The 9,789-nt window shown below is 61.1% G+C and carries 8 protein-coding genes; 2 read left to right on the top strand and 6 right to left on the bottom strand.

Translation table 11 applies throughout. The annotated features are described in order from the left end of the window. Nucleotides 1-214 precede the first annotated feature (214 nt). The 6 genes from VL15_RS38640 to VL15_RS38615 all read right to left on the bottom strand — a co-directional run bounded on the left by VL15_RS38640 (nucleotide 215) and on the right by VL15_RS38615 (nucleotide 6,589). On the bottom strand, nucleotides 215-865 hold the full coding sequence (locus VL15_RS38640) for a hypothetical protein (RefSeq protein WP_048252153.1): 651 nt from the start codon (nucleotides 863-865) through the stop codon (nucleotides 215-217). Beyond that, complete coding sequence (locus VL15_RS38635; protein ID WP_230684630.1) at nucleotides 834-1,775, bottom strand: ATP-binding protein; 942 nt, start codon at nucleotides 1,773-1,775, stop codon at nucleotides 834-836. Before VL15_RS38635 ends, VL15_RS38640 begins: the two co-directional genes overlap by 32 nt. A 50-nt stretch (nucleotides 1,776-1,825) precedes the next feature. Next, nucleotides 1,826-3,796, bottom strand: coding sequence for a DDE-type integrase/transposase/recombinase (locus tag VL15_RS38630; RefSeq protein WP_048252151.1), 1,971 nt, complete (start codon nucleotides 3,794-3,796; stop codon nucleotides 1,826-1,828). Continuing rightward, entirely contained in the window at nucleotides 3,793-4,422 is a 630-nt protein-coding gene (locus VL15_RS38625) for a hypothetical protein (protein WP_048252150.1), read from the bottom strand. Before VL15_RS38625 ends, VL15_RS38630 begins: the two co-directional genes overlap by 4 nt. 1,658 nt (nucleotides 4,423-6,080) lie before the next feature. Further along, nucleotides 6,081-6,362 carry a type II toxin-antitoxin system RelE/ParE family toxin gene (locus VL15_RS38620; protein ID WP_048252149.1) on the bottom strand — a complete coding sequence of 94 codons (282 nt, stop codon included), beginning with the start codon at nucleotides 6,360-6,362 and terminating at the stop codon, nucleotides 6,081-6,083. After that, complete coding sequence (locus tag VL15_RS38615) at nucleotides 6,359-6,589, bottom strand: CopG family ribbon-helix-helix protein (RefSeq protein ID WP_048252148.1); 231 nt, start codon at nucleotides 6,587-6,589, stop codon at nucleotides 6,359-6,361. Before VL15_RS38615 ends, VL15_RS38620 begins: the two co-directional genes overlap by 4 nt. A 1,422-nt stretch (nucleotides 6,590-8,011) precedes the next feature. Here VL15_RS38615 and parA point away from each other — a divergent pair. Next, nucleotides 8,012-8,707: a ParA family partition ATPase gene (gene parA / locus VL15_RS38610; protein ID WP_048252147.1), complete on the top strand. Its 696-nt coding sequence runs from the start codon at nucleotides 8,012-8,014 to the stop codon at nucleotides 8,705-8,707. Then, complete coding sequence (locus tag VL15_RS38605) at nucleotides 8,704-9,744, top strand: ParB/RepB/Spo0J family partition protein (RefSeq protein ID WP_048252146.1); 1,041 nt, start codon at nucleotides 8,704-8,706, stop codon at nucleotides 9,742-9,744. Before parA ends, VL15_RS38605 begins: the two co-directional genes overlap by 4 nt. Nucleotides 9,745-9,789 lie beyond the last annotated feature (45 nt).

The following is a 9,789-nucleotide window of genomic DNA, read 5'->3' as shown; positions in this document are numbered from 1 at the left end:
GTCCGTTTGTTTCATGCCCTACGTCTCGATGGCTCACTGCAAGCACAGACAGATGATGGTTGTGCAGGGTGTGCATGCTCCATGTGGCCAGCATGGCACGGCCGTCGGCGATTTGCGCAAGCGCGACGCGCTGGAGCAACCCAGTGAAGGAGCAGTACGAGCCAGATCAAGCCATCGGACCGTTGGTCGGTGGCCGCCTGTCCAAGTCGCGTCGTTATCCCAAGTGTCGTTCGTAATAGCGCCGCGTCAACGCGATCCGGTACTCGGGCGGCATCGGACGCGCGGTATCCGGCGACCAGCCGCCGCCCCCGTAACTGCCGCCACACATCGCGCACCGATACGGCGACTCGAGCAATCGGACATTCACGACATACGGCGCCTGATAGCCGCAGCGTCGGCACGCGGTTTCCAGCGCACGAGCATGCGCCGGGCAGGTGTGGATATTCAGCATCTGATGCAGCACGCTGTGATAGCCGCGCGCGATGCACCGCCGGCAGTGCCGAAACAGCGGGCTGTAGCGGCGCCGCTGGCTCGGATGCAACAGGGCGATCTGAAGCGGCGCGAGCGGCAGGCCGAGCGTGCGGTGCAGTCTCGCGACGTTGACCGCGCCGAGTTGCGGCACCACGCCTTCGTACGGATCGATGTCCGGGCCCATCAAGCGCGCGACGACGTGGCCGGGCAGCGCGTTGACGGTCTCGACCTTCCATAAGATCGAGACCAGCGATTCGCACGGGTCGAGCCAGCGCGGATTGAACACGTAGCCGAGCGACGGCGTCAGGGTCTGCTCGTCGAGCGTCAGGATCGGCAGGCGCGGCGGCCGCAGCGCGGGCCCGCTACGCGGTGACGAGGACGCGGCCGGTCGCATGGCGGGACTGCACGTAACCGCATTGATGCACCGCGTGCGCCCACAAGGCCGGCGCCGGGCAGTAGCCGGCCGCGTCCTGCAGTTCGCTGTCTTTCAGCACAATTTCGACCGCACGCGCAAACGACTCCATCGGAATCTCGAGCGCGCCCGGCAGGCTGGCCCGGTGGTGCGCCGCCTCGAACGTGTGCCAGAGTGTGCCCGCGTCGTCAACCAGCCGATAGCCCGCGTCGAACGCTTGCGGAACATAAAAGCGCGTAAAGCTCCAGGCGCTGCCCGCCGGATACGCGGTCTGGTCGTAGCCGTTCAGGCAGGTTGCCACGTCGTCGACGTGGCGGATCCCGTAAAACGCCAGCTCCTCGACCATCAGGCGCGCAACGATCTGCGTCTTGCCGGCCATCTGCAACGCAGTCTTCTGTGCGAGCAGTTCCTGTTGGCCGACGAGAAAGGTCAGCAGCTTGATCTGCTGCCGGTCGAGCGCGTCGTGGACGTCGCGCAGCCATTCGTATTCGTTCTCGTTGTAGCGTTGCGCTTCGTCGCAGAACAGCAGCACGGTGCCGCTGCCGGCGCGGGCGGCCGCCTCACGGATGCGCAGCGTCAGGCGCATCCGCTTGGCCGAATTGGTGCCCGCGTTGGGCGCGTGATCGCCGACGGCCTCGAGCAGGTTGACGAAGAACGGGCCTTCGGCATGCCACGGCTTGTGCTCGCATTGCGCGTGGTAGCTGGTGATCTTCGGGAGGTCGCGCGCCAACAGCAAGCGCAGATATTCGATCGCGCGCGTCTTACCGATCCGCGACGGCCCATAGATGAGCGCGCCCATGATGCGGTACCGCAGACACTTGGTGACGAGCGCGTAAAACGCTTCGATCGCGGGCGTGGCGATGCGGTAGTTGCCGGTCGCCAACGGATGCAAGGGGATCGATGGGACGCGGAATCTGCAGCGACATAAGACACCTCCCGGGGTTAAAAGACCTGGCCCGTCCCGATCGCGAGTTTGCGTGAGCGGGCTGGCATTCGCGGTGGGGCTTCCGTGGTGGCCGGCGCCGCGGCTGAATCGGACGCCGTCAGTATCACGGGACCGGGCGGCGTCCGGCTGGTGGGCGCGGCCGCGAGAATCCGCACCGCTTGCGCGAGCTCGGAGGCCGCCTTGCGCGATTGCCTGGCCTCGCCGAGTTTGCGCTGCACGTACGCCTCGATCGGATTGGCGCCGTGTGCCGCGCGAGCGCGACGCTTGCCGCGCAGCTTCTGTATTTCCTGCCGAAGTTTGAGATTGTGCGGCACGACGCGCCAGGCCCACTGCGCCTCGAGCACGCCCAGCTCGGCGCCGTCGGCCAGGAACGCGCGCACGCAGCGCAGATCGTCCGCGTTCAGGTAGATCAGCAACGCACGCCCGATCAGCTGCGGGCTGCAGGCGAGCACCGGGTTGGTATAGCGCACGCCGTACAGATTGATGTGCGGGCGCACGCCCTGTTCGAGATAGCCCCGCACCCGGCAACGCTTTGCCGCTTGCATCAGGCACAGGATGCGACGACGGGGTTCGGGCAACCAGGTCAGCAGTGGATGCTGGCCGCGCACGCAATACGCCATTGCCTCGAGCGGCGTGACGTGGTTCAGGCCCGCATGCGGCGTGCCGTGATAGCGGGCGATCGCATAGTCGACCAGTTCCTCGAGTTCGTCGAGCGACACGTACAGGCGCAGGTTGCCTTTCGGGTCGGCCAGCGCCCGGCGCAGGTCGTGCGGATGCGCGCCGGTGTAGCCCGGCAGGCGCGACGACAGGCGACTTGCGATCGTGCCGAAGAAGCGCTCGATATAGGGCCGCTCGTCAGGATGGTATTTTGGGCCCGCATCGACGCTGCAGCCGACGAATTCGCATAACGCGGTCAGCGTGTCGGCCGCGAGGTTCGCCTTCGCGTTGTCGAGCTTGATCCACTCCCAGGTCACGTAGGCGAGCTCGGGCAGCCGCTGCGACGCAAAACCGTCCTGCGGTTCGACCGCCAGGCCCGGGATTGTGAAGGTACAAGCGGGGTGCGGCTCGAGCGCCTGCTCGATGGTCTTGATGACGTCGTAGCGGCTGTACTCGCGGGCCAGCACCAGGTGATGGCCGAGCACCACGCGCGTGCACACGTCGAGGATCACCAGCAGCCAGACGCGCTCGATCTCGAATTCGTGCGCGAATCCCAACGGATCGCGCACGACGACCTTCAGTCGGATATCCAGCCGGTGGCCGTCGAATTCGACGACCTGATACGGACGACGGGCAACCGGCGCGGCGGCCTCGTCGGGGTGTGGCAGGCCTTTGAGGTGTGCGGCGCCGGCCGCGCGGGCCGCGGTGCCGAAGCCACGCAGCAGTTCGGTCTTGACGCGCGCCGACAGCGAGCGGATCGCGTGGCCCGCCGTATTGAACGGGTAATCGGCGGCCGTGAGGCCGACTTGCCGACACTGCTGCAGAAACGCCGCGTGCAGTGCCTGCAGGCCCCGCAGGCGGGTGCGCAAGTCGCCGTCGGTGGGCCGTTGCTCGAGCGTCACCCGGCGTTGCTTGAGCTGCAGCCGCAACCAGCCGGCAAGCACCGGATAGCGTTCCAGCAATTGCGTTAGCGCGCCCACCATGCCACGGCTGCCGCGCTCGCTGCATTGCGTGACGGGCTGCATGCGCACATACTCCGCAACACGCACGTGGGCAACGAGCGCCCGGTAGCCGTAGATCCGTCCATCGGGATGCGGTGCGAGTCCACGCTCCAGCAGCCGATAGAGTTGCCGCCGATTGACGCCGGTCGCGGCTTCGATGTCGTGCACGGCATCGCCGCGCGCGTAGCGCTCGATCGCCTGCATGCGTACCTTGACGGGCTCGGCGATGGCCGGATCGAGCCCGGTCCACGCCAACGTCGGCCAGGTCGTGACGTTGAGCGACTGGAATGCGGGTTTGCGGCGATTCATGATACGGTGTCGCTCGCGACAAAAGACGTGAGCAACGATAGCGCCTCGGTGTGCAACGCAGGCGCCTGAATGCGCCCGGCGTGCAGCAGACTGAACACCGCGGCGCGGACCGGCATCGGATCGCCGGTTGAGAACGCGCGTTCGATCGCGAGCAACGGTTGGGGGTGCGCGACGAAACGCGTGATGTCGTCGAGGAGCGATTCGGACAGCAGCCCGCGTGCCGCGATGAGGCACGGCAGCATGCGTTGCCAGTTCTCACCCCACACGCGCGACGCCGCGAGCTCGGCCGGCGCGATGAGCCGCACCGTCATCGCGTCGGCCGCGATCGGCGCCTGCGGCTGGCCGTCGGGCATCGCCATCGGGTCGGGCAGGACGATTAATTCCTGACAGTCGACGTAGCGCACCCAGAAGTCGGCGAGGATCCGCTGTCCGTCCAGCCTCACATAGCCCGGTCGCTCGCAAAAGGCGCGCACCGCCGGCTCGGACTCGAGTACGAGCCACTGCGCGAGCGCCGGCCGTCGATACAGCGTGACACGACGGGCGAGCTTGGGACTGAACGTCTCGAAGCGATGCGCACCGCGCGGCCGCACGACCACGACCGGCGCAATCGGTGGGGAATGTTCCATAAGATCAAGGCCTTACGGACGGGATTCGAAGTCTAGGACGCGAATTGACGAATTTAATTCGGACTTATGCAAATTGACGTGTTTATTTTGATGAGACTGCCAATAAAATTGTCAATTGAAGCATCGAAGGCCTTGTGCAGCGGACGTCCCGAGTTGACATCTTTGCTTTGTCCTACGGAAGTTATCGGATGAAATACTACACAATACGTATCAAATGCCACATTCCTGTCAAAGTCGACATCTCCGCTGTCAGAACACCTTCTGATGGTGCTACTTGTGGTTTCCTCGCGCACAGTCTCGTGAAACATCGACACCAAATACGTTACAAATGCCCGAAACGCCTTATGCAATAAGGCTTTCCAATATTCGATACGGCACCCAGAATTGTTTCACGGCGACGCGGCAGCCGGTCGCGTGCACCCAAGGCTCCTCAGTGCGATGGACAACCCCTCCAGACCGCGAGAAAGGAGAACTCAGAAGCTTGCTACATAGTTAGGCGATCCACAAACCGCTGCCCCCAACTAACCCCTGTTGCGTTTCAACGGGCGCGAATCGCTATTTTGGACAGGCATTGTGGTATTTGTGCCGACGAAAATGAAGTAACCTCTCGCATCGAGGGGCTGTTTAGCGCATGGCCTCCCAATTTACGGGTCGGAACGTCAAAGCCCTGACAGCACGCGGCTCGGATACGACATCCAGATGTCGGCTTCCCGGTACCATATGGTACCGGGAAGCCCCGAGCAGGGACACGAAGGACGACTGTTAGTTGCGTCGATGCAGATCGGAATTGCACATTTGCATTGCAAGACCGATGGAACGCAATCTCCCTTACATACTCGCGGTATCCCGACCAGCCTGCACCACAGCGAGGCTGACTTACAACGTCTCGGTACTGCTCGTAAGCAGGGTCGCTATAGTTCCAGCATCAGTATTTGACTTACCTAATCGGTTGTCGTCTGACTCAAGCACCACATAGCGACGACCGTAGGACCTGACGATACGAAGTCGAGAACTGCCCGGCCAGTTGCTAGCTGTGAAGCTTCAACAAGTTGTATCAGTGGCTCATCCGGGAATGAGTGTGGGAATTTGGAAGTTGCCCCCAGTTCCCTAGCCGGATGGACGCTCATCCGAATGCCCGATTCAGCTTTGTACGTCGATTTCAGACGAGTCAGGAGATCAACAAGCGGGGTTAAATGTGCCGCAAGCTTGTTTCACGACGTTGACGTAAAGGAAATTAATTGTGTCCGCAAATTTCCTCTACGTCTCAGCGCGTGTTCCGGGACCTACACGGCGTCGCTATGATATAAGACATTCGCATAGCAGGATCGCTGCGCCAAGCTGGGTTTCAGCGGACGTTACGCCCACGTGCGTCCGGCTGGCGCAAGCCGGCCCTACGGAACGCTTGCACCCCGACGTGCAAGGGGATGCGCGGCTTGGCCGGCGCGCCGAGTGATCCGCGTCCCACACCGGCGAGATGCTGGCATCCGGTGCCAAGTAGGTCGGGAATGCGCGCCGTTGCCTGGTGACTGATCGCCCCCCCCCTGCGTGCGCTTAGCGGCACCGCGCCGTCGTTAACGGTCGTGCGTGCCTGCGTGAGTGGTCGGCGAGGCCCCTGCTGAAGGAGAATCGCCCTGCGTGCGCCGCGCGACCTCGCGGTGTCAGTACCTGGCTCCGCGCTGGTGCCGGATCTTCAAAATCGTCACCGCTTCGTCATCGCCCCGGTACCGCACCATGTAGCCGGTATCGCCGAAGTCGATCAGCCATTCACGGAATGCGACATCGAGGTCGTCCACCGGCCGTCCGAGCCGCGGCTGCGCGATCAAGACGCTGACGCCCGCGCGAATCGCCTTGATCGCGCGCTGCGCTAACGTTCGGTCCTGATCCGTGAGATATCGGTGCAGGCAGACGATGGCCTGATGAGCGGTTCGTGTCCAGGTCAGCCGTGGCGCGCTGGCGGCTCCACGCCCTCACCGGCCTCGAGCTTCGCGAGGTACGTGTCCATCTCCGCGTGGGTGACGTGCAGACTGAACGACTCGCGCTTTTCTTCGCGCGCAACGTACTGCGCGATCGCCTCGCGCATGATCCAGTGGGGCGTGCGCCGACGCTGCTTTGCCAGATGCCGGACCCGGCCCCGTAGTGACGCATCGAGTTTGATCGAGGTTGCCATAGCAAAAGGTATCCAGAAGTATTACCTGTTATCAGTGATATGCAGCAGGACGAACTCCGGCAAGGTCGTCGACCGCAATCGATGTCAGGGAGGCCTCAGCCGGACCAAGATTTCGGCGTCCGGCACATACCGATCCTATCAATTCCGTGTGCGCACGGCGACAGGGGCGCCGTCGATTCGGATTAGCTCACCTTTGTGGACACTGGGTGTGGGCCGGTCGGCGTCGCGGCGGGCGCACCGAAAATCGGGGCGACCACCGGCGCACTACCGAGCTCAACGTTACTATGACGGCGAGTCGACGCCCCGTTGGATTGAGAGGCCACGGCTGCAGGTAGCTTGTCCGAACGACGTAGCCAGGCCGACACGCCAGAACTCAAAGTGGACATAGGAAGCAACGATGCGACCGTGGCCCGCCTTCCGATCCGCCCGCGCGGACACTCGATCAGACGCTCAACGTCCACAGTATGGATCATCGCCCTGCGGGCTGGATTTGTGTTTGAGCCCCCAGCGCCGAAAAGCTAGTGGCAGCGCAGACCCCTCGATGGGGGCTCGATAGAGGTCACAGCTATTAATCTGTCCTGCGCCGACTGCCGGTATCCTTTGACCTCGACGATCAAAGTCCCGGTCTCCATGGTGGCGATCAGGTCGATTTGGCAAACAACTATTGAGCTGTCGCGTACAGTGCCCCACGAGTCGGCGATGATCGCTATGCCCCCCTCTCTCGCTTCGAGAGTCGGCCCGAAGCATCCGAGTTGAAAACATCGATTGACACCGCACTCTCTTCGATTAGCCGCAAATTTCTCATGCGAACGAGGCTCACGATGACACCGCATCGGTGCCGTCCGCGTGGCTCGACGGAAAGGACGGGACACACCAAGGGGTTGAGCAAAGCTACTGATGTTTGGCTTCCCCGGTGCGACGCGGGGCGATTCGGCTGCCCATTCTCCACGTGGAGAATAGCGCATATGGACGCGATGCAAATTAGCCCCCCCCCAAAAAACCGATCCCATTGATTGGCCAACAGATTGGAACGCATCGGATCCGAGGCCGGCGCTACCGAGGAAGTCTCTACGTGGAGACTCGATTGTAAGTTTCCGTGGAGAGTCGCCCCTACCACTGAATGAAAACTCGCATCGATCGTTCAGGGGGCCGTACATCTCAGAGCCTCCATTCTCCACGTGGAGAATTTCTCGGGCCAAGCCGCCGGTCCACTGATGCGCCGGCCTACACTTTCGAAGATCGGGGGAGTCGTCGCTTCGCCCCAGGATTCCCCACGTGAAGAATGATCATTCATTGTTTAATAATACAATCTGTTTGCATTTCTTTACATTGTCGGCTAAGATCCATCTGATCTATTCGTTCTCCACGTGGAGAACGCGCGGCCGATGTTTGCGCTGACGGACCGATTTGGGAGATTCCAATATGGGCTTGGTATTCGCCGTTGCAAATCAGAAGGGTGGAGTTGGGAAGACGACGACCACTATAAATTTGGCCGGTGCATGTCACGATCAGGGCTACAAAGTGCTCGTGGCCGATGCGGACGACCAGCAGTCCTGTATGAACTGGGCAGCAACTGCCGGAGAAGATCAACCATTGCCGTTTCGAGTTGTTTCCCTCGGGAAATTGGGGAAGATGATTGGTAACGAAATCTCGGCTCTCTCGAATGATTACGACATCGTCGTAGTCGATTGTCCGCCCAACATCGCGGATCTAACCACCGGTCGGGTTCTTGCGGTCGCGGACGTTACTCTCGTTCCAACAGATGTGTCCCCTCTTGAAATGTGGAGCAACCAGGGGATGATTTCCTTGATCGAACGGACTCAGGTAGTCAATCCGAACGGGAAATTTGCAATTTTTTTAAATAAATATGAATCCAGGTCGGCGCTCAGTGAGCAAATGGTCGCGTTACTGTCTGAAAGCGGCGTCACAGTGCTGGATCAAAAGATTCCGAGGCGCGAGGTTTACCGACAGGCCGCTGCGTTTGGGCGAACTGTATTCGACGTGAAGGGGCTCCGGAACGTCAAGGCCGCCAAACAAGACTTCAAGGCGCTGTTCGACGCAGTTGTTGATTTGCATGCGGGAAACGCAGCCACTGTCGACGAAGGAGAACGCGCATGACGGGAAGGAAATTAGACCTGACGAGCCGGGTGCGGGCCGGTATGGCCGCACAGAAGGAGGCCGCAACGGAGCGGCTAACCACTGCCAATGTCGTCGAGATTGCTCATCGTGAAGCAGCACACGTACTCTCGGAAGATATCGTAAGTCGCTTTACCCCGAACGAGGTGGAAGGAGGAACTATCGCCTCCGACCGTCGGTCGCTGAAAATTCGCGTCACGGATACTATCCCGAACCCATACAACCCGCGGGTGTTCTACGACGATCAAACGATTGGGGCGCTCGCCGAGAGCTTCGCGTCGCAGGGGCAATTGGAGGCCATCAAGGTCACACGCCTCCCGAAATATCCTGATAAATGGGTAATTATCGATGGCGGACGCCGGGTGCGAGCAGCATCCCGGCGACGCGACGAGTTCATCGACGCTGAAGTAATCGAGGACGTACTCGAGGCAAAGAGTCTTTACCTGCGCGCCTATCACGCAAACAAGGATCGTGACGAGCAAACAGATTTTGACGACGCGTATGCATGGAAAAAACTGCTCGACGACAAGGTCTACCGGGATCAGAACGAGCTAGCGGTCGCCGTTGGGCGCGATCCGAAGCATGTTAGTAAGGTTCTACAGCTAACAACGATGCCAGCGAATCTGTTGGAACGAATGGCAAAGCAAGCCGACGTCATCAAGCTTTCTCATGCCTACAACCTGAAGTTGATCTTCGATCGTGCAGGCGAGGCTGTCGCAAAACACTGGCTGCAAGAGGTTGTCGACGGCAAAGTTAGCGTTCGAAAGCTCGAACAAGTTGCTTCGGAGGAGGCGAGGGCGAGATTCCCCGTACGAAGCAAAGTGCACTACCAATCCAAGTTTCCATTCAGGCTTGAGGATGGAACCGAAATAGGCATCCTCAAACAATTCCCCGATGGGCGCACCGAGTTGACGTTGAAAGGAATCAATGGCGTGGCGCAGGCCGACCTGGCAGACAAGATCAAAGCTCTTGTGCTTAATTGGTCTCGCTCTTACAACTCAAAGGAATCCGAGGACTGACGGTTGGGGGTACTGTCAGGTTGGAGCTGAAGGTGGCGGGTAGAA

This window comes from Burkholderia cepacia (assembly GCF_001039005.1).
Taxonomy (GTDB): Bacteria; Pseudomonadota; Gammaproteobacteria; order Burkholderiales; family Burkholderiaceae; genus Burkholderia; species Burkholderia theae.
Note: the sequence above shows the minus strand (reverse complement) of the source record. Positions and strands in the feature narration are given on the sequence as shown.